The following is a 25,789-nucleotide window of genomic DNA, read 5'->3' on the forward strand; positions in this document are numbered from 1 at the left end:
GCGCACGGCACCGGCACAGCCCCATCCCCTCTCAGGCTGGACGGACATGACCGACACACCTCATTCCCCTGCATCCCATGCGCCGAACGAGGGCGGATTCACCCGCTTCCTGCGCGCCACGGAAATCGACCCGCGCCTGCTGGGCATGGTCGGCGCGCTTCTGCTGATCTGGCTGGCCTTCGAGGCCTATTCGACCTTCGTCCTCGGCCGCCCCTCGATGCTTCTGGGTGCCAGCCAGGCCGAGGCGAACGGTTTCCTGACGCCGCGCAACCTGTGGAACCTGTCGGTCCAGACCGCCTATATCGGGATCATGGCCTGCGGCATGGTGCTGGTCATCATCACCCGCAACATCGACCTGTCGGTGGGCTCGATCATGGGTATGGTGGGCATGTACATGGGCCTTCTGCAGGTGGAATACCTGACGCCGGCGCTGGGCCTCGGCCATCCGTCGATCTGGATCATCACCGTCCTCTTCGGCATCGCCATGGGCGCGCTGATCGGCGCCTTCCAGGGCACGCTGATCGCCTTCCTCGGTATCCCGTCCTTCATCGTCACCCTGGGCGGCCTTCTGGTCTGGCGCGGCGCGGCCTTCCTCGTCGCCGGCGGCAAGACCATCGCGCCGCTCGACGACCGCTTCTCGCTGATCGGTGGCGGCTCCTTCGGGGCGCTGGGCAAGACCGGCAGCTGGATCTTTGCCGCCATCGCCTGCGTCTTCGTCGTCTGGGCCTTCCTGAACGGCCGCCGGTCGCGCCAGCGCCACGGCTTCGCCCTGCGCCCGGTCTGGGCCGAGACCTTCGTGATCGGCCTCGTTTGCGCGGTGATCCTTGGCGCGACGGCCATCGTGAATTCCTACATCTGGCCGACCGGCAACATCCAGAAATACTACCAGGCCCTGGGCCAGGAGATTCCGGCCTGCGCCGAACGGGGCGGCAACATCTACACCGATGTCTGCGCCAGCTTCGGCCATGGCTTCGCCTATCCGGTGCTGATCATGATCGCCGTGGCCTTCGCCATGACCATCCTGATGACCCGCACCCGCTTTGGCCGTTATGTCTTTGCCATCGGCGGCAACCCCGAGGCGGCGTCCCTGTCGGGCATCAACACCCGGGCGATGATCGTGAAGATCTTCACGCTCATGGGGGCGCTGGCCGGCATCGCCGCCGTGATCGGCGCCGCGCGCCAGAACAGCGCCACCAACGCCATGGGCAACCTCGACGAGCTTTACGTCATCGCCGCGGCCGTGGTCGGCGGCACCTCGCTGGCGGGCGGCGTCGGGACGATCTACGGTGCGATCATCGGCGCGCTGATCCTGACCAGCCTGCAGACCGGCATGGTGCTGATCGGCTTCGGCGACGGATCCTACCAGCGCATCGTGATCGGCATCGCGCTCGTCCTCGCCGTGTATCTCGACATCGTTTACCGCAAACGCATCAAGTGAAGGGGCCCCTAGCATGGTAGACAGAACCGGAACCCCGCTTGTCGAACTGCGCGACATCTCGATCGCCTTCGGCGGGATCAAGGCCGTGGATCACGTCACGATCGACCTTTACCCCGGCGAGGTCGTGGGCCTTCTGGGCCACAACGGCGCGGGCAAGTCCACGCTGATCAAGTGCCTCTCGGGCGCCTACAAGAAGGACTCAGGCCAGATCTTCATCAACGGCAAGGAGGTGGAGATCAACGACCCCCGCGATGCCCGCGCGCTGAACATCGAGACGATCTACCAGACCCTTGCGCTCGCCGACAACCTGGACGCCGCCTCGAACCTCTTCCTCGGGCGCGAGCTGGTGAACGCCTTCGGCTTCGTGGACGAATCGAAGATGGAGGCCGAGACGCGCAAGATCATGGGCCGGCTGAACCCGAACTTCCGCAAGTTCAACGTCCCGGTCAGCGCCCTGTCGGGCGGTCAGCGCCAGTCGGTCGCCATCGCCCGGGCGGTCTATTTCAACGCCAGGATCCTGATCATGGACGAACCGACCGCCGCTCTGGGCCCGCACGAGACCCAGATGGTCGCCGAACTGATCCAGGAACTGAAGGCGCAGGGCCTCGGCATCTTCCTGATCGAGCATGACATCCACAACGTGATGAAGCTCTGCGACCGCGCCAGCGTGATGAAGAACGGCCAGCTGGTCGGCACGGTGAACGTGAACGAGGTCACCGACGACGACATCCTGGGCATGATCATCCTGGGCAAGAAGCCCCAGCACCTGGCCGCGTGATGTATATCGGGCTCGATCTCGGCACCTCGGGGCTCAAGGGCATCCTGATCGGCGAGGATCAGACGGTGCTCGCCGAGGCCACCGCCCCCCTGACCGTCCAGCGCCCCGCCGAGGGGTGGAGCGAGCAGTTGCCCTCGGACTGGATCTCGGCGGCCGAGACTGTCTTCGACCGGCTCGCCGCGCAGCGGTCGCTGGCCAAGGTCCGGGGGATCGGCCTGTCCGGCCACATGCACGGGGCGACGCTGCTGGATGCGGCGGACGAGGTGCTGCGGCCCTGCATCCTGTGGAACGACACGCGCAGCCATGCCGAGGCCGCCGCGCTGGACGCGGATCCGCAGTTCCGCCGGCTGACCGGGAACATCGTCTTTCCCGGCTTCACCGCGCCCAAGCTCGTCTGGGTCCGCCGGCACGAACCTCAGGTCTGGGACAGGGTGGCCAAGGTCCTTCTGCCGAAGGATTACCTGCGCCTCTGGCTGACCGGCGAGCATGTGGGCGAGATGTCGGATGCCGCCGGCACCAGCTGGCTCGATACCGGCAGGCGCGACTGGTCGGACGACCTGCTGGCCGCCACGGGCCTTTCCCGTGCGCAGATGCCCCGGCTGGTCGAGGGCAGCCAGGTCTCGGGCTCCCTGCGCGAGGCGCTGGCCGACCGCTGGGGCCTGCCCAGGGGCGTGGTCGTGGCCGGCGGCGGCGGCGACAACGCGGCCTCGGGCGTAGGGGTGGGCGTCGTTCGCGCGGGCGAGGCCTTCGTCTCGCTCGGCACTTCGGGTGTGCTCTTCGCCGCGAACGACGGCTACCAGCCCGACCCGGCAACGGCGGTGCATACCTTCTGCCACGCCCTGCCTGACACCTGGCACCAGATGGGCGTGATCCTCGCCGCGACCGATGCGCTGAACTGGTATGCCCGGCTGATCGGCACCGAGGCGGCGAAACTGACCGGCGAACTCGGCGAGCTGAAGGCCCCCGGCAAGACGATCTTCCTGCCCTATCTCGGCGGCGAACGGACGCCCCTGAACTCGGCCTCGGTGCGCGGGGCCTTCACCGGGCTCGAACATGCCACCGATCGCCAGGCCGCCACCCGCGCGGTGCTGGAAGGCGTGACCTTCGCCATCCGCGACAGCCGCGACGCGCTGGCCGCGACCGGCACGCGGCTGGAGCACCTGCTGGCGGTGGGCGGCGGGTCGCGGTCGGACTACTGGCTGAAGCTGATCGCCACCGCGCTGGACTGCCCGGTGCAACTGCCCGTGGCGGGCGATTTCGGCGGCGCCTTCGGGGCCGCGCGCCTCGGCCTCATGGCCGCGACGGGCGCGGGGGCCGAGATCGCCACCCTGCCGCAGATCGCCCGGGTGATCGACCCCGATCCTTCCCTCAAGGACGCCTTTGACGCGGGCCACGCACGGTTCCGCGCCGCCCAATCTGCCATCAAGGATCTGACATGACCGACTTCTTCAAAGGCATCCCCGCCATCAGGTACGAGGGCCCCGCCTCCACCAACGAATTCGCCTTCCGGCACTACAACCCGGACGAGGTGATCCTCGGCAAGCGGATGGAGGACCACCTGCGCTTTGCCGTGGCCTGGTGGCACAGCTTCGCCTGGCCGGGCGGCGACCCGTTCGGCGGGCAGACCTTCCAGCGCCCCTGGTTCGGCGAGACGATGGAGCTGGCGAAGCTCAAGGCCGACGTAGCTTTCGAGATGTTCGACATCCTCGGCCAGCCCTTCTACTGCTTCCACGACGCCGACGTGCGCCCCGAAGGCGCGACATTCGCCGAAAGCCTGAAGAACCTGAACGCGATCGCCGACTACCTGGGCGAGAAGCAGACGAAGCACAAGGCCAAGCTCCTCTGGGGCACGGCGAACCTCTTCAGCCACCGCCGCTGGATGGCCGGCGCGGCGACGAACCCCGACCCGGATGTCTATGCCTATGCCGCCGCCACGGTGAAGGCCAACATGGACGTGACGCATCGCCTCGGCGGGCAGAACTACGTCCTCTGGGGCGGGCGCGAGGGCTATGAGACGCTCTTGAACACCGACCTCAAGGCGGAACGCCAGCACGCCGGGCGCTTCCTGCAGCAGGTCGTCGAATACAAGCACAAGATCGGCTTCAAGGGCACGATCCTGATCGAGCCGAAGCCGCAGGAACCCTCGAAGCACCAGTACGATTACGACGTGGCCACGGTCTATGGCTTCCTCGTGGAGTTCGGACTGGAGAAAGAGGTCAAGGTCAACATCGAACAGGGCCACGCGATCCTTGCCGGCCACAGCTTCGAACACGAGATCGCGCTGGCGGCGGCCCTTGGCATCTTCGGCTCGATCGACATGAACCGGAACGACTACCAGTCCGGCTGGGACACCGACCAGTTCCCGAACAACCATGCGGAAAAGGCCCTGGCCTTCTACGAGATCCTGCGCGCGGGCGGCTACACCACCGGCGGCACCAACTTCGACGCCAAGATCCGCCGCCAGTCGCTGGATCCCGAGGACCTGATCCTCGCCCATGTCGGCGGCATGGACACCTGCGCCCGCGCGCTGAAATGCGCCGCCGCCCTTCTGGAAAGCGGAGAGCTCGAGGCCGCCCGCAAGGCCCGTTATGCGGGCTGGGAAACGCCGGCCGCCCAGGCCATGCTGAAAGGCAGCCTCGAGGACGCCGCCGCCCGCGTCATCGCCGAGAAGCTCGAACCCGAACCGAGGTCGGGCCGGCAGGAGCGGCTGGAGAACCTCTGGAACCGCTACCTCTGATGGACGCCATCGACCGCATCCTGTCCGCCCGGCCGTTCAACCTTGACGAAACCGGGCGCGACTGGGTGCGGTCCACCCTCGGCGCCATGGACCGCGCGGCGAAGGTCCGCCAGCTCTTCGTCCACATCTGCTTCGGCACGGGGCCCGAGGTGGTGGAGCGGATCACCGCCCTCGCCCCCGCCGGGATCACCAAGTTCTTCGGCCCCGATGCGAAGGCCGAACTCGACACGCTCGACGCGCTCCGCGCCGCGGCCCCAATCCCCTACCTCGTCAGTGCCGACCTCGAAGGCAGCCGGATGAGCCTGCCCTTCGGTACCGAGGTGCCGAATCCGCTGGCGCTGGCGGCGGTGGACGATGTGCAGGCCTCGGCCACCATCGCCCGGATCATGGCCGAAGAGGCGCGGGCGGCCGGGGTCAACTGGTCCTTCACCCCGGTCCTCGACATCAACGCACTGTTCCGCTCGCCCATCGTGGCGACCCGCGGCCTGGGCTCCGACCCCGCCCGCATCCGCGCCCATGCGCTGGCCCATATCGGCGGGCTTCAGGCCCAGGGCGTCGCGGCCACCGCCAAGCACTGGCCGGGCGAGGGCCACGACGACCGCGACCAGCACCTCGTCACCACGATCAACCCGCTGTCGGTCGAGGACTGGCGCGCCACCCACGGCGCGCTCTACCGCGCGGCGATCGAGGCGGGCGTCATGGCGGTCATGTCCGCCCATATCGCCTTTCCCGCCTATGTCCTGGCCCATGACCCCGATGCCGGGATCGAGGCCTGCCGCCCCGCCTCGGTCTCGCCCTTGCTCAACCAGACGCTCCTGCGCGGCGAGTTGGGGTTCAACGGCGTCATCGTCTCGGACGCCACACCCATGGCCGGTTTCGGCGCCTGGGCGCATCGGGACGATATGCTGCCAGAGGTCGTCTCCTCGGGCTGCGACGTGATCCTTTTCTCGGACGAACCCGAGGCCGACATCGCCCGCATCGAGACGGCGCTGGACGATGGCCGCCTGACCCTCGCACGGCTCGACGAGGCGCTGATCCGCATCCTCGGCCTGAAGGCGGCGCTGGGGCTGCACCGGACGGGTCGCGATCCGGCCGACCGCGCCCGGCTCTTCAACCCCGCCAATGCCCGCATCGCCGAAGAGGTGACCGCCCGCGCGCCCACGCTGGTCAAGGACGTGCAGGGCATCCTGCCCCTCTCGCCCGACCGCCACCGCCGGGTGCTGGTCTATTCGACCGGCATCGTCACACCCTTGCACGGCGAAGGCCAGGCGATGATCTTCCCCAACCTCCTGCGCGCCGAGGGCTTCGAGGTGACAGAACATCGGCCCGGAGACCGCACCGACCAGCGCGACTTCGACCTGGTGCTGTTCCTGATGGGCGAGGAAACGCTCCTGACCCGGGGCCGCATCTTCCTCGACTGGAACCGCCTGACGGGCGGCATGTTCGGCGCCATGCAGCGGCACTGGCATGAGGTGCCGACCGCGCTGATCTCCTTCGGCTATCCCTACTACCTCTACGACGCCCCCAGGATGCCCTGCGTGGTCAATGCCTATGCCACGATGGACACGATGCAGCGCGCCACGCTCGACTGCCTGCTGGGGCGCAAGCCCTTCCATGGGACGAACCCGGTCGATCCCTTCTGCAACCTGCCCGACGCGCGGTTCTGATCTGCCGCAAGGTCAGAAATCGCTTGTCGTCTGGCGACAAATCGTGCCTACATCAAGTCGGCATGAAATGGTGCCTGCCAAGGGGACGAGGCCGCGATGCGCTGGAAGAAGACATTGCAGGTCGTGGACGTGCATTGCGAGGGCGAGATCGGCAAGGTCATCACCTCGACCACGCTGGATGTGCCGGGGGCGACCATGCTGGACAAGCTGGTGCATCTGAACCGCGTGGACGACAGCCTGCGCCGGCTGGTCTGCTTCGAGCCGCGCGGCTTTGCCCAGATGACGGTGAACCTGGTGCTGCCGCCCACACGGCCGGACGCGGATGCGGGCTTCATCGTGCTGCAACCGGACAAGGCGCATCCGATGTCGGGGTCGAACGCGATCTGCGTGGTCACGGCGCTCTTGGAAACCGGCATGCTGGCGATGCGGGAGCCCGAGACGACGGTGCGCCTCGACACCGCCGCGGGCCTCGTGACGGTCACCGCCGCCTGCCAGGACGGCAAGGTGACCTCGGCCGCGATCGAGACCTCGCCCTCCTTCGTGCAGGATCTGGATCTGGTGCTTGAGACCTCCGATTTCGGCCGGATCAAGCTGGATGTGGCCTATGGCGGCTGCTTCTACGGGCTGATCGACGTGGGCCAGCTCGGCCTGACGATCGCGCCGCAGAACGCCCACGCGCTGATGCGGGCCGGCACCGCGATCCTGACCGAGCTTGCGGCGAAGGTGCCGGTCGCGCATCCCGAACGGCCGCAGATCAACCAGTTCTCCTACGTCATGTTCCGCGACATCCGCGGGGACCTGGTCCAGACCTGCACCGTGCTGAAGCCGGGCAGGGTGGACCGCTCGCCCTGCGGCACGGGCTCGTCGGCCAATCTCGCCGCGATGCAAGCCCGGGGGCTGGTGAAGACCGGGGACAGCCTGACCAGCGAGTCGATCATCGGCTCGCGCTTCCGGGTCGAGATGCTGGGCGAAACCACCGTCGGCAACCGCCCCGCCGTGCTGCCCCGGGTCACGGGGCGGGCCTGGATCTACGGCATCTCGCAACTGGGTCTCGACCCCACCGACCCCTTCCCGCGCGGCTTTGCCCTGTCCGACACCTGGGGCCCGCATGTGGACGAGATTCTCTGACACCGGCCGGGCGGGGCAAGGCTCTCCCTTGTCTCTGGCCCCATTTCGGGGCTTCCTGCCGCCGGGGCGCCGTGCAACAGCGGCGCATCGGCAGGATTGGACGACGGCATGATGAACGGCGGGCGGCTTCTGGTGGACTGTCTGGTGGCGCTCGGGGCCGCGAAGGGCTTCGGCGTGCCGGGGGAAAGCTATCTGGCGGTGCTGGACGCGCTGCACGACACGCGGGGCAGGCTCGACTTCATCCTCTGCCGCAACGAGGGGGGCGCGGCCTTCATGGCGGCGGCCTGGGGCAAGCTGACCGGGCAGCCGGGGCTCTGCTTCGTCACCCGCGGGCCCGGCGCGACCAATGCCGCCATCGGCATCCATACCGCCATGCAGGATTCCGCGCCGATGCTCGTCTTCGTCGGCCAGGTCGGAACCGACATGCGCGGGCGCGAGGCCTTCCAGGAACTCGACTACCGCGCCGTCTTCGGCACCATGGCGAAATGGGCGGTCGAGATCGACCAGGCCGACCGCATCCCGGAAATCCTCTCTCGCGCCTGGATCACCGCCACCACCGGCCGCCCCGGCCCCATCGTCATCGCCCTGCCCGAGGACATGCTCTCCGGCCCCGCCTCGGCCGCGCCGCTCACCGGCCCGGCCCGCATCGCCGAACCCGCCCCCGACCCCGCCGCCCTGGCCGAGGCGCTGGCGCTCCTCGCCTCGGCGGCGCGCCCCGCGATCCTTCTGGGCGGCTGCAACTGGACCGAGGCCGGAAAGACCGCGCTCAAGGCCTTCGCCGAGACCTCCGACATCCCCGTGATCGCGGCGCTGCGCTACCAGGACATGTTCGACAACCACTCGCCCTGTTACGCGGGCGATCTGGGCCTCGGCCTTGCCGCCGGGGTGCGCCGGACCCTGGCCGAGGCCGACGTCGTGCTCGCGCTGAACACCCGCTTTGGCGAGATCTCGACAGAAGGCTACACCCTGTTCCAGGTGCCCGTCCCACGGCAGAAGATCATCCATGTCCACGCCTCGGTGGCCGAGATCGGCAAGATCTACATCCCCACCCTCGGCATCCCCGCCGGCCCCAACGCCTTCGCCGCCGCCCTGACCCCGGTCAGCGGCGCCTGGGCCGACTGGCGCCGCCGCGCGCGGGCGGAGTACGAGGCGACCTTCGACCTGCCGCCCCAGCCTTCGCCGGTGGATATGGGCGCGGTGACGGCGCATCTGCGCGCTGTGCTGCCCGAGGATGCGATCCTGACCAACGGGGCGGGCAACTTCACCGCCTGGCCGAACAAGTTCTTCCGCTTCGGCCCGAAGGCGCGCCTCCTGGCCCCGCAGTCGGGCGCGATGGGCTATGGCCTGCCCGCCGCCATCGCCGCCAAGGTCGCCCATCCCGACCGCACCGTGGTCTGCTTCGCCGGCGACGGCGATTTCCAGATGACCTGCCAGGAGCTTGGCACCGCCCTCCAGGCCGGCGCCCAGCCCATCGTCCTGATCCTGAACAACGGCACCTACGGCACGATCCGCGCGCACCAGGAACGGACCTACCCCGCCCGCGTCTCGGCCACTGACCTGGTGAACCCAGATTTCCCCGCGCTCGCCCGCGCCTACGGCTTCCACGCCGAACGGGTCGAACGCACCGATGACTTCCCCGCCGCCTTCGCCCGGGCGCTGGCCTCGCCCGGCGGCGCGGTCCTCGACCTGAACATCTCGGCCGAGGCGCTGACCCCGCGCCAGACGCTCTCGCAGATGCGCGCCGCCGCCCAGGCCCGGCAAGCCCCGCAGTAGTTGCGCTCGGCCGCCGCCGGGGCGAGACTGCGCCCCGATGACCGCGACCGGGGAACCACCATGACCGACCGCCTGCACCGCGCCCTTGCCCTGATCGACGCCGCCAATGCCGCCGACCCCAAGGGCGATGCCCTGCCCTATGGCGAGCGGATGAGCGCGGAACTCGCCCGCCTCGCCCCCGATGCCTCCGAGGTCCTCCAGATCGCCGCGCGCGGGCAGCATGTCGAACGCTGGCTCCTGCCCCGCTCGGACTATCCCGAAGGCAAGGCGGGCTATCTCGCCTGGCGCCGCGAACAGGCCCGCCGCCATGCGCTCCGCGTGGCCGGGATCATGGCCGAGGCGGGATACGACCCCGCCGACTGCGACCGCGTGGGAGTGCTTCTGCGGAAAGAGGGGCTGAAACGCGACGCGGAAGTGCAGATGCTCGAGGACGTGATCTGCTTCGTCTTCCTGCGCTGGTATTTCGCGGATTTTGCCGCCGGGCGGGACGAGGCCTCGGTCCTCGACATCGTTCGGAAGACCGCGCGCAAGATGTCGGATGCCGCCCGCACCCGCGCGCTTGCGGAATTCGCCCTGCCGCCCCTGCTGGCCGATGCCGTCCGTTCAGCCTGACCGGCGCCGCATCCGCTCGTCCAGTTCGGCATTGATCGCCCCGCCCAGCAGCACCGCCCAGACGCTCAGATACAGCCACATCATCAGGATGATGACCGCCCCGATCGAGCCGTAGATCGCGTTGTAGCTGTTGAAGTTCGCCAGATAGACCGAGAACCCGATCGAGACTCCGGCCCAGGCCAGCGCCGCCACCAGCACGCCGACGCTGATCCAGGGCGAGCGGAACCCGCCCGGCACGTTCGGGCCGAAACGGTAAAGGATCGACAGGCAGGTGACGACCAGGAGGAACATCGCCCCCCAGGGCAGCACCTTGGTCAGCCAGGCTTCGAAGGTGCCGAAGGTGACATAGCTCAAGAGGATCGGCACGACGACGACCGTCACCAGCGCGATGAACAGCGCCCCGATCAGCGCGCCGGTCAAGAGGAAGTCCACCGCCCAGCCGCGTAGCCAGCCCCTCGGGCGCGAGCGGTGCACCACGTCCAGCCCCTGCACCAGCGCCGACACCCCCGCCCGCGCCGAGTAGAGCGCGATCAGCAGCGACAGGATCGTGGTCCATTGCAGCGCCGACCGCGGCGCGGTGATCAGGCCCATCACCTGATCGTGGATCAGCTGGCCCGCCTCGGGCGGCAGAAAGCGTTCGGCCACCTCCAGATAGCCCCGGATCACCCCGGGATCGGCGAACATGCCCCAGACCGCGACGGCGGCGGCCAGGCCCGGAAAGACTGCGAACATGGCGAAGAAGGCCACGCCGGCGGCAATCAGGCCGAAATGCCCGTCGCCGACCCGCAGCCAGACCGCCGCGACGAAATCCCATGCCTGCCTCAGCCCCGTCATGCCGCCAGCTTCCACAAGATCGTGTCCCGGCGCAACGTCCGGCGCAACTTGCAGCCGCCCGTGCCCCGACGCATGATAGCGCCAACAGGAGGGCCCCCATGAGCTATGTTCCTAACCCCGACCGTTACGGCCGGATGATCTACAACCGCTGCGGCGCCTCGGGGCTGAAGCTGCCGGCGATCAGCCTCGGCCTCTGGCACAACTTCGGCCACGACACGCCGCACGCCACGAAACAGGCGATCTGCCGCACCGCCTTCGACCTCGGCATCACGCATTTCGACCTCGCCAACAACTACGGCCCCCCGCCCGGCAGCGCCGAGGAAGCCTTCGGGGAACTCCTGCGCACCGACTTCCGTTCCCACCGGGACGAGCTGATCATCTCCTCCAAGGCCGGCTACCTGATGTGGGACGGCCCCTATGGCGAATGGGGCAGCCGGAAGTATGTGATCGCTTCCTGCGACCAGTCGCTGAAGCGGATGGGCCTCGACTATGTGGACATCTTCTATTCCCACCGCTTCGACCCCGACACGCCGCTCGAGGAAACCATGGGCGCGCTCGACCACATCGTCCGGTCGGGTCGGGCGCAGTACATCGGCATCTCCAGCTACAACTCCCAGCGCACGCGCGAGGCGGTGGCGATCCTGAAGGACCTCGGCACGCCGCTCCTCATCCACCAGCCCAGCTACAACATCCTGAACCGCTGGGTGGAAACCGACGGGCTGAAGGACACGCTTAAGGAACTGGGCGTCGGCTCCATCGCCTTCGTGCCGCTGGCGCAGGGCATCCTGACCAACAAGTATCTGAACGGGATCCCCGCTGGCAGCCGGGCGACGCAGGGCAAGTCGCTCGACCCCGCCGTGGTGGAAAAGGCGCTGGCCTCGGTGCGCAAGCTGAACGACATGGCCGCAGCGCGCGGGCAGACGCTGGCGCAGATGGCCATCGCCTGGGTCTTGCGGGGCGGCGGGATCACCAGCGCGCTGATCGGCGCCTCGAGGCCCGAGCAGGTCACGGACTGCGTGGGCGCGCTGGAGAACCTGGACTTCACCGCCGAGGAACTGGCCCGGATCGACGCCATCTCCGAGGAGAAGGACATCAACCTCTGGGCCAGATCCTCCGAGGGATGACCGCGCAACCCCAAGATTTTTCGTCGAAAAATCTTGGGGCCCGCCCGTGGCCTACTTCGCCGCCAGAAGCTCCGGCACTTCCAGAAGGACGAACTCGTTGTCCGCGGCCTTGTCCAGCGCGCGACCCGAGGAGAACGGCAGGTTGTTGTCCACCGCCACGACGATATGGGTATCGTCGGCCTTCATCACGTCCTCGATGGTGAAGAAGGGCAGGGTGAAGACCCCTGCCTCGCCGCCCGCGGTTTCCAGACGCGCCTTGCCGTCCGGGTCGGCGATGTTCATCAGATCGACATGGCCCAGCCGCTTGGCGAAACCGTCCGCGTCGATCTGCGCCGTGTCTATCAGCACCACGTTCTTCACCATCGCCGGGGCGGGGAAGCAGTCGGGCTTCGGATCGCCCGCGCATTTCAGCGCCGGAACGCCCTCGCCGTTGTCACGCTCGATTACCAGGGCACGAGTCTCGTCGATGAAGTTGAAATCGCCGATCGCCGTCGCACCTTCGGAGAGCGCGAACTTGAAGCCCGCCCCGGTCCATTCGCCCTTGGCCGGATCGAAGGCCAGCGCGCGCAGGTAGTCACCCTCGGGCTTGCCCTCGGCGTTCAGAAGCGGCTTCTCGAACATCGCCCACAAGAGGCCCGAGCCCGGTTGCAGCGCCATCCCCTCGTAGCCGCCCGACCGTTGCACCGTCCAGTCCTTGCCCATGACCGAAACCGCGCTGATGCCGGTGGTATCGGGTCCCTTTAGCACCGTGCCATCCATCATCGTCGGATAGACCTCGCGCACCACGCCATCCAGCCCCGCGCGGATGATGTAGGGCCCGAACTCGTCGCCGATCCAGACCTCGCCGTTCACAAGCTGGATGCTTTCAAGGTCGAAATCGGCCCCGGTCAGATAGCGGCTCTCCGATCCCTCATAGGCGATGCGGAAGGGCACCTTGAACTCGGGGTCGCGCAGGAAGACCGTCTCGCGCACCGCGACCTCGCCCGAGGCCCAGTCCGGCGCGACGCGGTGGAAGAACAAGAGCGCATCGGGGCTGTTCGCCTTGGAGCCGAAGCCGTTGTCGGTCAGCGTCAGGATGCTGCCGTCCTCGGTCAGGTTCATCGCAAAGCCGGAAAAGCCCTGCAGGGGCTGGCCCTGGAACGGCAGGCTGATGCCGGTCGGCCGCTTGCCGTGGCTGGCGCCGGTGTCGCCCGGGACGGTCCCCGGCTCCCTCACCGGGGCGGCGCCGGTGAACTTGCCCGACACCTGCGCATCCTTCGGCGCATCGGCGGGGGCGGGGATGTAGCTCGCCGCCGGCACCAGCGCATGGCCGGCGAGTTTCGACGGGAACACCGTCTCGGCGGCGGCCGGCAGGGCCAGGCCGGACAGGGCGGTGCAGAACAGAAGGAACCTGGATTGCATGGCAAGGTCTCCATTGTCGGGTGGACCTTGCCTCGGTAGCAAAGCCGGCACGACAGGCACGTGACGGCGCTGCGAAAGTTTCGCAAAGGCGCCCGGGCCGTATGGTCCGGGCGCCGGAAGAGTTATTCCGCCGGAACCTTCGCAACCTCGTCCGACAGGGGATAGGGCAGGCGTTCCACCATCTCCTTCGGGCAGACCTGGAGGAAGTTCTGCCGCTCGCGGTCCCAGTTCGACAGGATGCGTCCGGCGATCCGGCTGCCGGTTTCCTCCAGGTGGCGCTGGATCAGACCCTTCAGCTGCATCTCCCAATGCGGATGGCCCACGGCGCAGGTCAGGATGCTTTCAAGGTTCATGAAGTCCTCGGCCACGCCCTCGGGGTCGTAGACATAGGCCATGCCCCCCGTCATCCCCGCGCCGAAGTTCGCGCCGATCCGGCCCAGGATCACCGCCACCCCGCCGGTCATGTACTCGCACCCGTTCGACCCGCAGCCCTCGACCACCACGCTGGCGCCCGAGTTCCGCACCGCGAACCGCTCGCCGGCCCGACCGCTGGCGAACAGGAACCCGTCGGTCGCACCATAGAGCACGGTGTTCCCGATGATCGTGTTCTCTTCCGCCTTCAGCGGCGAGGACATCAGCGGCCGCACGGTAATCGTGCCGCCCGACAGGCCCTTGCCGACATAGTCGTTGGCGTCGCCCTGCACCTCCAGCTTGAGACCGCGCACCGCAAAGGCGCCCAGCGACTGCCCGCAGGACCCGGTCAGCTTCACCGTCAGATGGTCGGGCTGCAGCGCGTTCCGCATCCCGAACTTCTTGACGATATGCGAAGACGCCCGCGTGCCGATGGTGCGATGGGTGTTCCGCACCGCGTAGGACAGCTGCATCTTCTCGCCGTCTTCGAAGAACCGCGCGCCGTCGCGGATGATCTCGGCATCCAGCGTGTCGGGCACCGCATTGCGCGGCTTCGACCGGTCATAGGTGATCGACCGCGCACCATCGACAGTGATCAGCAGCGGGTTCAGGTCCAGGTCATCGAGGTTCGCAGCCCCACGGCTTACCTGGTTCAAAAGGTCCGCGCGCCCGATGATCTCGTCCAGCGACCGCGCGCCGATGGAGGCGAGGATTTCCCGCACTTCCTGCGCGTAGAAGGTGATGAGGTTGACCACCTTGTCCGCCGTGCCGGTGAACTTGGCCCGCAGGCGCTCGTCCTGGGTGCAGACGCCCACCGGGCAGGTGTTCGACTGGCACTGGCGCACCATGATGCAGCCCATGGCGATCAGGGCGGCGGTGCCGATGCCGTATTCCTCGGCCCCCATCATCGCCGCCATCACGATGTCGCGCCCGGTCCGCAGGCCGCCGTCGGTGCGCAAGGTCACCCGCTCGCGCAGGTTGTTCATCGCCAGCACCTGATGCGCCTCGGTCAGGCCCATCTCCCACGGCAGGCCGGCATACTTGATCGAGGTGGCGGGCGATGCCCCGGTGCCGCCGTTGTGGCCCGAGATCAGGATCACGTCGGCCTTGGCCTTCGCCACGCCCGCCGCGATGGTGCCCACGCCGGACGAAGACACCAGCTTCACGCAGACCTTGGCGCGCGGGTTGATCTGCTTCAGGTCGTAGATCAGCTGCGCCAGATCCTCGATGGAGTAGATATCGTGGTGCGGCGGGGGGCTGATCAGCGTCACCCCCGGCGTCGAATGCCTTAAGCGAGCGATCAGCGCCGTGACCTTCATCCCCGGCAGCTGGCCGCCCTCGCCGGGCTTCGCGCCTTGCGCGACCTTGATCTCCAGCTCCTCGCAGGCGTTCAGATACTCCGCCGTGACGCCGAACCGGCCCGAGGCGACCTGCTTGATCTTGGCGGACGGGTTGTCACCGTTCGGTTCCGGCACGAAATGCGCCGGGTCCTCGCCGCCCTCGCCCGAGTCCGACTTCGCCCCGATCCGGTTCATCGCCACGTTCAGCGTCTTGTGCGCCTCGGGGCTGAGAGCGCCAAGCGACATGCCCGGCGTCACGAACCGCTTGCGGATCGAGGTGATGCTTTCGACCTCCTCGATCGGCACCGGCTTGCCCAGCGGCTTGATGTCCAAAAGGTCGCGCAGGTGAATGGGCGGGTTCGCCCGCATCGCCGCTGAATATTGCTTCCAGATGTCATAGGACGCCCGGTCGCAGGCCGATTGCAGCATGTGCATGGTCTGCGCTTCCCAGGCGTGCTTCTCGCCCGACCGCCGCGCCTTGTAGAAGCCGCCGATGGGCAGCACGTCCGCGCCGCCCAGCCAGCCCTTGCGGTGCACCTCCTCCAGCTTCTGCTCGATCCCGGTCAGGCCGATGCCCGAGATGCGCGACTGCATGCCGGGGAAGTATTCCGCCACCATTGCGCGGGACAGTCCCACCGCCTCGAAGTTCAGCCCGCCGCGATAGCTGGAGATCACGCTGATCCCCATCTTCGACATGATCTTCAACAGGCCCGCGTCGATGGCATCGCGATAGCGACGCATCGCATCGGTCAGCGAGCCATCGAGCAGCCCCCGGTCGATCCGGTCCGCGATGCTGTCCTGCGCCAGATAGGGGTTCACCGTGGTCGCGCCGCAGCCGATGAGGACGGCAAAGTAATGCGGGTCGATGCATTCCGCCGATCGCACGTTGATCGAGCAGAAGGTCCGCAGCCCCTTGCGCGTCAGCCAGCTGTGGACCGCCGAGGTCGCAAGGATCATCGGCATCCCCACCTTCTCCGGTCCCTGGTGCTCGTCCGTCAGCACCAGCTGCGCCGCACCCGACCGCACGGCATCCTCGGCTTCGGCCCGGATGCGTTCCAGCCCCTGGCGCAGGTCGTCCAGCCCCTCGCCCACCGGGAAGGTGCAGTCGATGAAGGCCACCTGATCGCCGAAGCGCTCCACCATCACCTGGAACTCGCGGTTGGCGATGAAGGGGCTTTCCAGCACCAGGATCTCGGTCTGGCTGGACGATTCATCCAGCACGTTCTTCAGGTTGCCGAAGCGGGTCTTCAGGCTCATCACCCGCCCCTCGCGCAAGCTGTCGATGGGCGGGTTCGTCACCTGGCTGAAGTTCTGGCGGAAGTAGTGCGACAGCGGGCGATACTGAGCCGAAAGGACCGCCGGCGGCGTGTCGTCGCCCATCGAGGCGACCATTTCCTTGCCGTCCTCGGCCATCGGCGCCAGGACCTGCTCCAGTTCCTCCAGGGTGAACCCGGCCGCGATCTGGCGCTTGCGCAGTTCGGCCCCGGTGAAGGTCTGCGTCTCGGGCACGTCGCGCAGCAGGCTGTTGAGGTCCACGACCTTCTCGATCCACTCGCCATAGGGCTGGGCGGCGGCGAGTTTGTCCTTCATCTCGGTGTCGTGGTAGAGCTTGCCCTCCACCATATCGACCGCGATCATCTGGCCCGGTCCAAGCGCGCCCTTCTCGCGCACGGTGCTTTCGTCCACCGGCACCATCCCGGCCTCGGACCCGGCGATCAGCATCCCGTCGCCCGTCACCACATAGCGCATCGGCCGCAACCCGTTGCGGTCCAAGCCCCCGCAGACCCAGCGCCCGTCGGTCATCGCCAGCGCCGCCGGGCCGTCCCACGGCTCCATCACCGAGTTGCAGTAGGAATACATGTCCGCCCAGGCCTTGGGCATGTTCACGGTCTGCTTCGACCAGGCCTCGGGCACCAGCATCGTCTTGGCCATGGGGGCCGACCGCCCCGACCGCACCAGCACCTCGAACACCGCATCCAGCGCGCCGCTGTCCGAGGTTCCGCCCGGAATGATCGGCTTGATGTCCTCGGCCGCCTCGCCGAAGTTGTTGCTGGCCATGCGGATCTCATGGCTCTTCATCCAGTTGACGTTGCCCTTCAGCGTGTTGATCTCGCCGTTGTGGGCCAGCATCCGGAAGGGCTGGGCCAGCCACCACTGCGGGAAGGTGTTCGTCGAATAGCGCTGGTGGTAGATCGCGAAGGCGCTCTCGAACCTCTCGTCCTGCAGGTCCGGGTAGAAGGTCGAGACCTGCTCGGCCAGCATCATCCCCTTGTAGATGATCGACCGGCAAGACAGGCTGCACAGGTAAAGCCCGGCGATCCCCGCCGCCGTGGCCGCCTTCTCGATCCGCCGGCGGATGATGTAAAGCTCGCGCTCGAACTGCTCCTGGTCGATGTCCTTCTCGCAGCGGATCAGGATCTGTTCGATCTCGGGCCGCGTCGCATTGGCCTTTTCGCCCAGCACGGACACATCCACCGGCACATGCCGCCAGCCATAGATGTAATGCCCCATGCGCAGGACCTCGGTCTCGACGATGGTCCGGCAGCGTTCCTGAGCGCCGAAATCCGTTCGCGGCAGGAAGACCTGGCCCACGGCGATCAGCTTGTTGACGTCCGGCTCATGCCCGGTGCGGCGCACCACGTCGTAGAAGAACTTCACCGGGATCTGCACATGGATCCCCGCGCCGTCGCCGGTCTTGCCGTCCGCATCCACCGCGCCCCGGTGCCAGACCGCCTTCAGCGCGTTGATCCCGTTCTCCACGACCTTGCGCGACGGCTTGCCGCTGATCGACACGACGAGACCCACCCCGCAGGAGGAATGTTCGTCCTCGGCCCGGTAGAGCCCGTTCGCATCCAGCCAGGCGCGCTTTTCCTCTTCGGCCTTCACCCAGGCGGCATCGTATTTCGTCATGGCTTGCCCCTCACTCACTGGCCAGCAGCGGGAATTTCTCCACACACTGCGCGCGCGTCAAAACTTGCCGACCCTCGCCCGCGAAGGCATAGCTGTCGGGTTTGTGGTCGATGTAGATCTCGTTGGTCATGGTCAGCCCGTTCGCATCGTCGAACGAACCCACCGGCAGTTCCAGGTTCCCCGCATATGGCCCCTCGACCGTCACCCGGAACCAGACAGGAGAGCCGCAGTCCGCGCACCAGGCCCGCTCGCCCCAGGCCGAGGACTGGCGCCTGGCGATATGCTCCGCCCCCGACCACTCCACGTTCGCCGCCGGAACCGTGATCCCCAGAAGCGCCGAGCCGGTCCATTTCCGGCACATCGGGCAATGGCAGACCCCGAAATTCGTGCCCATCAGCCTGGCGCGGAACCGCACGGCCCCGCAAAGACAGCCGCCCTCGCGCTCAAGGCTCATGACTGACCCTCCAGACCGGAAGCGAAGCCGTCAGCGCGTCGCAGTCATACAGCGGCTGGCTGGACAGAAAGCCCTCCTCGCCCGGGAAGATGAAGTCCACCGGGCTGCCGTCGATCGGCAGCCACTGGCCATCGCCCAGGTCCGTCTCGCCGGGCCCGGCGAAGAACAGCCGCCAGTCGGGATGGACATATTCATTGCCGCGCGACCGGCGCAGCACCGTGCCGTCGCGGCCGTATTCGGTGAAATCGACCTCGGTCTGTTGCAGGGTGATGCCATCGATCAGGACCGACTTGCCGGTCAACCGGTCGTAGCCCTCGGCCCGGCTGCCGGTGCCGTCCTCCTTCGACAGGCTGAAGCTCCAGGTGTCCATCCCCTCGGCCAGAAGCTCGGTCATGCTGGCCGGATCGGCCGGGTTCGGGTCCAGCACCTGCTTGACCGGGTCATAGCTTTCGACCCATTCCGCCTCATGGTTGATGCGCGAATAGAAGAATGGACCTTCCTGATCCAGGTCCACCCGCCACTGGTCGCCCGGCGCATCGGCGCTGCACCTGTAGTAATGCGAGACGCGGCAGCCCTTCGACTGCACCGTCATGAAGGCCTCGCAGCCTTCGGGCGCGGTCCAGGTCCCGGCCAGCCCCGGGGCCGGGGTAGCAAGACAGGCAAGGATCAGAACTTTCCGCATCGCCGCTTCACTTTCTGGATGGGTCACCCATCCTGACATTTCGTCGCCTCCGGTCTGTCATCCGTGCCCGACGCAAAGCCGACGCATGCCAGACAGATGCCAGACGCTTGACCTTCCCTTCACTATTCCGCCGCCACCGCCCCGGTCTGGGCCAGATAGGACAGGATCGACTCTGCCGCCTCGCGCCCGTCGCGGATCGCCCAGACGACCAGTGAGGCCCCACGCACGATGTCGCCCGCGGCAAAGACGCCGGGCAGGCTGGTGGCATGGGTGCGGAAATCGGCCTTGATCGTGCCCCAGCGCGTGACCTTCAGTTCCGGCACGCCCCAGAGCGTCGGCAGGTCTTCGGGCTCGAAGCCCAGCGCCTGGATGACCAGGTCGGCGGGTTCGACATAATCGGCGCCCTCGATGACCTCGGGCGTCTGGCGGCCGGTCGCATCGGGCGCGCCAAGGCGCATCTTCTGGACCATAACGCCCTCGACCTCGGTGCCGCCGGTAAAGCCCTTCGGCGCGGAAAGCCACACGAATTCAACACCTTCCTCTTCGGCGTTCTGCACCTCGCGCTGCGACCCCGGCATGTTCGCCCGGTCGCGGCGGTAAAGGCACTTGACCGACAGCGCCCCCTGCCTGATCGCCGTGCGCACGCAGTCCATCGCCGTGTCGCCGCCGCCGATGACCACGACCCGTTTGCCGCTCGCGTTCAGCTCGCCGCTGTCGAACTCGGGCACATCGTCGCCAAAGCCCTTGCGGTTCGAGGCGGTGAGGTAGTCCAGCGCCTTGACGATGCCCCTGGCGCCGACGCCGGGGGCCTCGATGTCGCGGGCCTTGTAAACGCCCGTCGCGATCAGCACCGCGTCGTGCTGGCCGAGGATGGCGTCAAAGCTGATGTCCTCGCCCACGGTGCAGTTCAGCACGAAGTTGACCCCACCCTCGGCCAGCTGGGCCGTGCGGCGTTCGACCACATCCTTCTCCAGCTTGAAGCCGGGGATGCCATAGGTCAGAAGGCCCCCCGCGCGGTCATAGCGGTCATAGACCGTGACCTGCACGCCCTGCCGGCGCAGCACGTCCGCCGCCGCAAGGCCCCCCGGCCCCGCTCCGATGATGCCGACGCTTTCCGGGCGCTCGGCATGCGGGCGGATCGGCTTGACCCAGCCCTCCTCCCAGGCGGTGTCGGTGATGTATTTCTCGACCGAGCCGATGGTGACGGTGCCGTGGCCGGACTGTTCGATGACGCAGTTGCCCTCGCACAGCCGGTCCTGCGGGCAGATGCGGCCGCAGATTTCCGGGAAGGTGTTGGTGGCCTGGCTGATCTCGTAGGCTTCCTGCAACCGGCCCTCGGCGGTCAGTTTCAGCCAGTCGGGGATGTTGTTGTGCAAGGGGCAATGCGACTGGCAGTAGGGCACGCCGCATTGCGAGCAGCGGCTGGCCTGTTCGGCGGCCTTGCGGTCGGCGAACTCCCGGTAAATCTCGTGGAAATCCTGCGCGCGCGAGGCTGCGTCACGCTTTTCCGGCATTTCCTTGCCGATCGTGACGAACTTCAGCATCTTCTGCGTGGCCATGGCTGCGCCTTTCACCGGAATCCTTCGGGCCTGCTGGATAGCTTGGATCGGGGCGCAGTAAAAGTCAGGTATGCTGACCTAATCGGCCCTTTTTGACAGATTAGGTCAAAGATTCTGCCGGAATGGCAAAAAACAAGGTCAGCTCAGATTACCTATATCCTCGATCTGCGTCAGATATTGGCCCATCCGCCGTCGATTATGTGCGCAACCCCGGTGGTGTAGGAGGATTCGTCCGAGGCCAGATAGACCACAAGGGCGGCGATCTCCTCCGCCTTCGCCATGCGCCCGATGGGCTGGCGGGCGACAAAGGCGGCGCGGGCGGCCTCGTAGTCGCCGGTGGCGCGCAACCGCTCCTCCAGCGAGGGGCTTTCAACCGTCCCCGGACAGATCGCGTTGCAGCGGATGCCCTTGCCGACGAAATCGGCGGCGATGGACTTGGTCAACCCGATCACCCCGGCCTTGGTCGCGCCATAGACGAACCGGTTCGGTGCGGCGATCACCGACGAGGCGACCGATGCCATGTTGATGATCGAACCGCCGCCGCGTTCCAGCATGCCGGGCAGGAAGGCGCGGCACATCCGGTACATCGCCGTCAGGTTCAGATCCACGCTGAAGGCCCACTGGTCCTCGTCACAGTCCAGGATCGTGCCGTTGGCGACAAATCCCGCGCAGTTGAACAGCACATCGACCGGGCCTGCCGCCCGGACCGTCTCGGCAATCTCTCCGGCGTCGCGCACGTTCAGAAGCCGGGTCTCGATCCCTTCGGACCCCAGGCTTTCCAGCGCCGCGGCATTGATGTCGGTGGCCAGCACCCGGGCACCTTCCCGCGCCATCGCAACGGCACTTGCCCGCCCGATCCCCTGCCCGGCCGCCGTAACCAGCACCCGCTTGCCCTTCAACCGATCCGCCACGCCCGACCTCCTGTTCCCTGCCGACCCGTTACCTTTGAACCCCGGCGAGTGCCCGGTCCAGGTGGGTGTAGCCGCCATCCACGAAAAGCCATTGTCCGGTAAGATGCCGCGCGCGGTCCGACAGGGCAAAGACCGTCATCGCCGCGATCTCCCGCGCCTCGGTCATGCGCTGGCCCAAGGGGATGCGCGCCGTGATCTCCGCCAGCTTTTCCTGCGGATTGTCGAAACTTTGCAGCCAGCGGTCGTAAAGCGGCGTCATCACCTCGGCCGGGATCACGGCGTTGACCCGCACCCCATGCGGCGCAAGGGCCGCCGCCCATTCCCGTGTCAGCCCCAACTGCGCCGCCTTGGCCGCGACATAGGCCGAAGTGTTCCCCTGCCCGGTCACCGCCGTTTTCGAGCTGATGTTCACGATCGCGCCTTGCGCGGCCTTGATGTCCTCGGCCAAGAGATGCACCAGCGTATAGTAGTGCACCAGATTCCGGTCCAGCGAGGCGCGGAAGGCCTCGGGTCCGGCATCGATACCTACGCCGTCGTTGCTGCCGGCATTGTTCACCAGCCCGTAGACCGACCCGAACCGCGCCCGGACCTCTGCCACGGCGGCGCGGCACTGTTCGTCGCTGGACAGTTCGACCTCGATCCAGCCTGCCCTTGGCCCAAGGCCGGCCAGCCAGTCGCGGTCCGGTGCCCGGCGGGCAAGGATGACCGGCACTGCCCCTTCGGCCGCCAGATCCTCCGAGATCGCCCGACCGATGCCCGCCGCGCCGCCGGTCACCACGACCACCTTGCCTGCAAGGCCAAGGTCCATTGCGATTTCCTCCGTTCAGGCCGCCGGGCTGCCAGGCTTGCAGACCTCAAGCACGTCCGTCGATCACGCGCCGCCCGTCACCCGGTTCCGCCACGGCGATCCTGACCAAGGGAGCAGCGGTGTCAACGGAGGAGTTCAGCTGGCGCAGGATCGGTCAGGCAATGGCTCCGGTCCTGTGGGGCCAGGAGCACCGGCCGGCCATGCCTGGTTGCTCAGGAACGGGACACGGAAATGAACGAAGGGCCCCGCACCCCTACGGGACCCTTCATCCAACCCACGCGCACACCCCATAGCACCGCGTGTCTGTATTAGGGTCCCGGGCTTACTGCCCCGACTACGGTCTTGTCGCCCGAATCTCCGTCCCAGGGCAAGGCAGGAGTATCAAGGTCTTTAGACAAATGCGTGCCACAGGATGGCACAAGGCCCGCCCCTTGCGGAACGGGCCCTGCAACGCCTCATGGCCGGGCGTCACTTGTAGGCGGATTCCTTGCCGAAGTGCTTGACCAGAAGATAATAGAACACGGCGCGATACTTGTTGCGCTCGGACTTGCCATAGGTGTCGATGGCGGCGTTGATGCCTTCCATAAGCTTGGGGCTGTCGGCAAGGCCCAGCTTCTTCATCAGGAAGTTGTTCTTGATCCGCTCCAGCTCTTCCTTGTCCGAGGCGGCAACTGTCTGGGCGTCATTGTCATAGATCGCCGGGCCGCAGCCGATCGTGACCTTGGTCAGCAGCGCCATGTCCGGCGTCACCTTGCACTTGTTCTTAAGGTCATCGGCGTATTTCGCGATGAGCTCGTCTCTCATACCCATGGTATCCTCGTTCCTTTCACCTGTCCCGTTCCGCCCCTCCCCGGCGGAGCCCGGGCGGAGACCTGGTCAGCTTACGTTAACGAGACCAAACGGCAACGGGAAAGATCGCCGGGCCTTCCCCGCAGGCGCACAGCAGCGGGGAAGGCCAAGCCGTCAGTAGCGGTAGTGATCCGGCTTGAACGGGCCCTCGACCTTGACGCCGATGTAATCGGCCTGGTCCTTGCGCAGCTCGGTCAGCTTCACGCCGATCTTCTTCAGGTGCAGCCGGGCGACCTTTTCATCCAGCGCCTTGGGCAGGATATAGACGCCCGGCGCATAGTCCTTGCCCTTGGTCCAGAGCTCGATCTGGGCCAGCACCTGGTTGGTGAAGCTGGCCGACATAACGAAGGACGGATGGCCCGTGGCGTTGCCGAGGTTCAACAGGCGGCCTTCGGACAGAAGGATGATGCGGTTGCCCGAGGGCATCTCGATCATGTCCACCTGGTCCTTGATGTTCGTCCACTTGTGGTTCCGCAGCGCCGCCACCTGGATCTCGTTGTCGAAGTGGCCGATGTTGCCGACGATGGCCATGTCCTTCATCTGGCGCATGTGCTCGATGCGGATCACGTCCTTGTTGCCGGTGGTGGTGATGAAGATGTCGGCCGTGGCGACCTCGTCCTCCAGCAGTGTCACCTCATAGCCGTCCATCGCCGCCTGCAGGGCGCAGATCGGATCGATTTCGGTCACCTTCACTCGCGCGCCCGCACCGCGAAGCGAGGCCGCCGAGCCCTTGCCCACGTCGCCATAGCCGCAGACCACGGCGACCTTGCCGGCCATCATCGTGTCGGTCGCGCGGCGGATGCCATCGACCAGGCTTTCCTTGCAGCCGTACTTGTTGTCGAATTTCGACTTGGTGACGCTGTCGTTGACGTTGATCGCCGGGAAGGGAAGGAGGCCCTTCTTGTGCAGCTCGTACAGACGGTGAACGCCCGTGGTGGTTTCCTCGCTGACGCCCCGGATCGCATCGCGCTGTCTGGTGAACCAGCCGGGGCTGGCGGCCAGGCGCTTCCTGATCTGGTTGAAGAGGCAGACCTCTTCATCCGAGGTCGGCATCGCGATCAGGTCGGTCTCGCCGGCTTCGACGCGGGCGCCGAGCAGGATGTAAAGCGTTGCATCCCCGCCGTCGTCGAGGATCATGTTGGCCGTGCCACCCTCGCCGCCGAACTGGAAGATGCGGTCGGTGTAATCCCAGTACTGTTCCAGGCTTTCGCCCTTGATGGCGAAGACCGGGGTGCCCGAGGCCGCGATGGCGGCAGCGGCATGGTCCTGGGTGGAAAAGATGTTGCACGAGGCCCAGCGGACATCCGCGCCCAGCGCCTTCAGCGTCTCGATCAGCACGCCGGTCTGGATCGTCATGTGCAGCGACCCGGCGATCTTCGCCCCCTTCAGCGGCTTGGACGCCCCGAATTCCTCGCGGCAGGCCATCAGGCCCGGCATCTCGGTTTCGGCGATGGTCAGCTCCTTTCGGCCGAAGTCAGCCAGTCCGATGTCCTTGACGATGTAATCCGCTGCCATCTTGGCGCTCTCCTTGATCCCTGGTTGGCGGGGCAGATAGCATTGATCCCGACCGCAGACAACAAAGGCCCGCCGATGAAACAACCCCGCGCCTGGCAGAGGATGCTTTCGGGCCGCCGGCTGGATCTTCTGGACCCCACGCCGGTGGACATCGAGATCGAGGACATCGCGCATGGCCTCGCCTTCGTCGCGCGCTGGAACGGGCAGACGCGCGGGGACTGGCCCTATTCGGTGGCGGAACACTCCCTGCTGGTCGAGGAGATCTTCACCCGTATGAACCCTGGAACTGCGCCAAGATGGCGGCTTGCGGCCCTGCTGCACGACGCACCGGAATATGTGATCGGCGACATGATCAGCCCGGTGAAGGCGGCGGTCGGGCCAGGCTACGGCGAACTGGACCAGAGGCTCACGGCGGCGGTGCATCTGCGCTTTGGCCTGCCGGCCGTGCTGCCCCAGCCCATCAAGAAGGCGATCAAGGCGGCGGACAGGGTTTCGGCCTGGCTGGAGGCGGTGCGGATCGCGGGCTTCAGGGAGGCGGAGGCCGACAAGCTGTTCGGAAGGCCCTTGCCGGAACTGATCCACCGGCTGGAAATCAGGCTTCGTCCGCCCGCAGAAGTGCGGGCGGACTATGTCTCGACCGTGGCGAGACTGCTTGCGGACTGCTGACAGAGGCCGGGCATCAGCGGCCCGTGTGCCGCAGATGATCGGCGGTGCGCAGCGCCACGTCATCCTGGAACTCGCGCGGCGACCGGCGCGGGTAGTGCCGCGGCAGGTAGTCCTCGGAGTTGTGCTTGAACCGCGTGGCGATCATCAGGGCGTCGGCGAAGATATTCAACATTGACTTTCTCCCTTTCGGCT

Annotated in this window: 21 protein-coding genes; 10 read left to right on the forward strand and 11 right to left on the reverse strand. The window is 67.0% G+C overall.

Annotated elements, in window-relative coordinates; translation table 11 throughout:
* Positions 1-46: 46 nt before the first annotated feature.
* The 8 genes from FL625_RS09760 (at position 47) to FL625_RS09795 (ending at position 10,133) form a co-directional block, all read left to right on the forward strand.
* On the forward strand, positions 47-1,438 hold the full coding sequence (locus tag FL625_RS09760; protein ID WP_149588475.1) for a sugar ABC transporter permease: 1,392 nt from the start codon (positions 47-49) through the stop codon (positions 1,436-1,438).
* Positions 1,439-1,451: 13 nt separating this feature from the next.
* The gene (locus tag FL625_RS09765) at positions 1,452-2,216 is read left to right on the forward strand and encodes an ATP-binding cassette domain-containing protein (RefSeq protein ID WP_149588476.1); all 765 of its coding nucleotides are present in this window, start codon (positions 1,452-1,454) and stop codon (positions 2,214-2,216) included.
* Positions 2,216-3,655, forward strand: coding sequence for a xylulokinase (xylB, locus tag FL625_RS09770; RefSeq protein WP_149588477.1), 1,440 nt, complete (start codon positions 2,216-2,218; stop codon positions 3,653-3,655). The genes FL625_RS09765 and xylB overlap by 1 nt, the downstream gene beginning before the upstream one ends.
* A complete protein-coding gene (gene xylA, locus FL625_RS09775; RefSeq protein ID WP_149588478.1) occupies positions 3,652-4,953 on the forward strand; it encodes a xylose isomerase in 1,302 nt (433 codons plus the stop codon). Before xylB ends, xylA begins: the two co-directional genes overlap by 4 nt.
* On the forward strand, positions 4,953-6,620 hold the full coding sequence (locus FL625_RS09780; RefSeq protein WP_149588479.1) for a glycoside hydrolase family 3 protein: 1,668 nt from the start codon (positions 4,953-4,955) through the stop codon (positions 6,618-6,620). Before xylA ends, FL625_RS09780 begins: the two co-directional genes overlap by 1 nt.
* A 96-nt stretch (positions 6,621-6,716) precedes the next feature.
* A complete protein-coding gene (locus FL625_RS09785) occupies positions 6,717-7,748 on the forward strand; it encodes a proline racemase family protein (protein WP_149588480.1) in 1,032 nt (343 codons plus the stop codon).
* A gap of 108 nt (positions 7,749-7,856) precedes the next feature.
* Positions 7,857-9,521 carry a thiamine pyrophosphate-dependent enzyme gene (locus FL625_RS09790; RefSeq protein WP_149588607.1) on the forward strand — a complete coding sequence of 555 codons (1,665 nt, stop codon included), beginning with the start codon at positions 7,857-7,859 and terminating at the stop codon, positions 9,519-9,521.
* Between the two features lie 60 nt (positions 9,522-9,581).
* The gene (locus tag FL625_RS09795; RefSeq protein ID WP_149588481.1) at positions 9,582-10,133 is read left to right on the forward strand and encodes a DUF4202 domain-containing protein; all 552 of its coding nucleotides are present in this window, start codon (positions 9,582-9,584) and stop codon (positions 10,131-10,133) included.
* On the opposite strand, the gene FL625_RS09800 is transcribed toward FL625_RS09795, so the two are convergent.
* Positions 10,125-10,967 carry a YihY/virulence factor BrkB family protein gene (locus FL625_RS09800; protein ID WP_149588482.1) on the reverse strand — a complete coding sequence of 281 codons (843 nt, stop codon included), beginning with the start codon at positions 10,965-10,967 and terminating at the stop codon, positions 10,125-10,127. The genes FL625_RS09795 and FL625_RS09800 overlap by 9 nt on opposite strands.
* A gap of 98 nt (positions 10,968-11,065) precedes the next feature.
* On the opposite strand from FL625_RS09800, the gene mgrA reads away from it, so the two are divergent.
* On the forward strand, positions 11,066-12,091 hold the full coding sequence (mgrA, locus tag FL625_RS09805; protein WP_149588483.1) for an L-glyceraldehyde 3-phosphate reductase: 1,026 nt from the start codon (positions 11,066-11,068) through the stop codon (positions 12,089-12,091).
* Positions 12,092-12,142: 51 nt separating this feature from the next.
* Here mgrA and FL625_RS09810 read toward each other — a convergent pair whose 3' ends face one another.
* The 9 genes from FL625_RS09810 to ahcY all read right to left on the reverse strand — a co-directional run bounded on the left by FL625_RS09810 (position 12,143) and on the right by ahcY (position 24,931).
* Positions 12,143-13,492: an esterase-like activity of phytase family protein gene (locus FL625_RS09810; protein ID WP_149588484.1), complete on the reverse strand. Its 1,350-nt coding sequence runs from the start codon at positions 13,490-13,492 to the stop codon at positions 12,143-12,145.
* Positions 13,493-13,614: 122 nt separating this feature from the next.
* Positions 13,615-18,153: a glutamate synthase large subunit gene (gene gltB / locus FL625_RS09815; protein WP_149588485.1), complete on the reverse strand. Its 4,539-nt coding sequence runs from the start codon at positions 18,151-18,153 to the stop codon at positions 13,615-13,617.
* Positions 18,154-18,163: 10 nt separating this feature from the next.
* Entirely contained in the window at positions 18,164-18,607 is a 444-nt protein-coding gene (locus FL625_RS09820) for a GFA family protein (RefSeq protein ID WP_149588486.1), read from the reverse strand.
* On the reverse strand, positions 18,597-19,289 hold the full coding sequence (locus tag FL625_RS09825) for a hypothetical protein (RefSeq protein ID WP_149588487.1): 693 nt from the start codon (positions 19,287-19,289) through the stop codon (positions 18,597-18,599). Before FL625_RS09825 ends, FL625_RS09820 begins: the two co-directional genes overlap by 11 nt.
* 122 nt (positions 19,290-19,411) lie before the next feature.
* Positions 19,412-20,848: an NAD(P)-dependent oxidoreductase gene (locus tag FL625_RS09830; protein ID WP_149588488.1), complete on the reverse strand. Its 1,437-nt coding sequence runs from the start codon at positions 20,846-20,848 to the stop codon at positions 19,412-19,414.
* A gap of 170 nt (positions 20,849-21,018) precedes the next feature.
* Positions 21,019-21,759, reverse strand: a complete 741-nt coding sequence (locus FL625_RS09835; RefSeq protein WP_149588489.1) for an SDR family oxidoreductase — start codon at positions 21,757-21,759, stop codon at positions 21,019-21,021.
* A 28-nt stretch (positions 21,760-21,787) separates the two neighbouring features.
* Complete coding sequence (locus FL625_RS09840) at positions 21,788-22,567, reverse strand: L-fucose dehydrogenase (RefSeq protein ID WP_149588490.1); 780 nt, start codon at positions 22,565-22,567, stop codon at positions 21,788-21,790.
* Positions 22,568-23,035: 468 nt separating this feature from the next.
* Positions 23,036-23,377, reverse strand: a complete 342-nt coding sequence (locus FL625_RS09845) for a DUF2853 family protein (RefSeq protein WP_149588491.1) — start codon at positions 23,375-23,377, stop codon at positions 23,036-23,038.
* 153 nt (positions 23,378-23,530) lie between these two features.
* A complete protein-coding gene (gene ahcY, locus FL625_RS09850) occupies positions 23,531-24,931 on the reverse strand; it encodes an adenosylhomocysteinase (protein ID WP_149588492.1) in 1,401 nt (466 codons plus the stop codon).
* Positions 24,932-25,006: 75 nt separating this feature from the next.
* On the opposite strand from ahcY, the gene FL625_RS09855 reads away from it, so the two are divergent.
* On the forward strand, positions 25,007-25,597 hold the full coding sequence (locus FL625_RS09855; protein WP_149588493.1) for an HD domain-containing protein: 591 nt from the start codon (positions 25,007-25,009) through the stop codon (positions 25,595-25,597).
* Positions 25,598-25,610: 13 nt separating this feature from the next.
* Here FL625_RS09855 and FL625_RS18085 read toward each other — a convergent pair whose 3' ends face one another.
* Positions 25,611-25,769, reverse strand: a complete 159-nt coding sequence (locus FL625_RS18085) for a hypothetical protein (RefSeq protein WP_160147762.1) — start codon at positions 25,767-25,769, stop codon at positions 25,611-25,613.
* Positions 25,770-25,789: the final 20 nt, after the last annotated feature.

Source organism: Tabrizicola flagellatus (genome assembly GCF_008271465.1).
Taxonomy (GTDB): domain Bacteria; phylum Pseudomonadota; class Alphaproteobacteria; order Rhodobacterales; family Rhodobacteraceae; genus Tabrizicola; species Tabrizicola flagellata.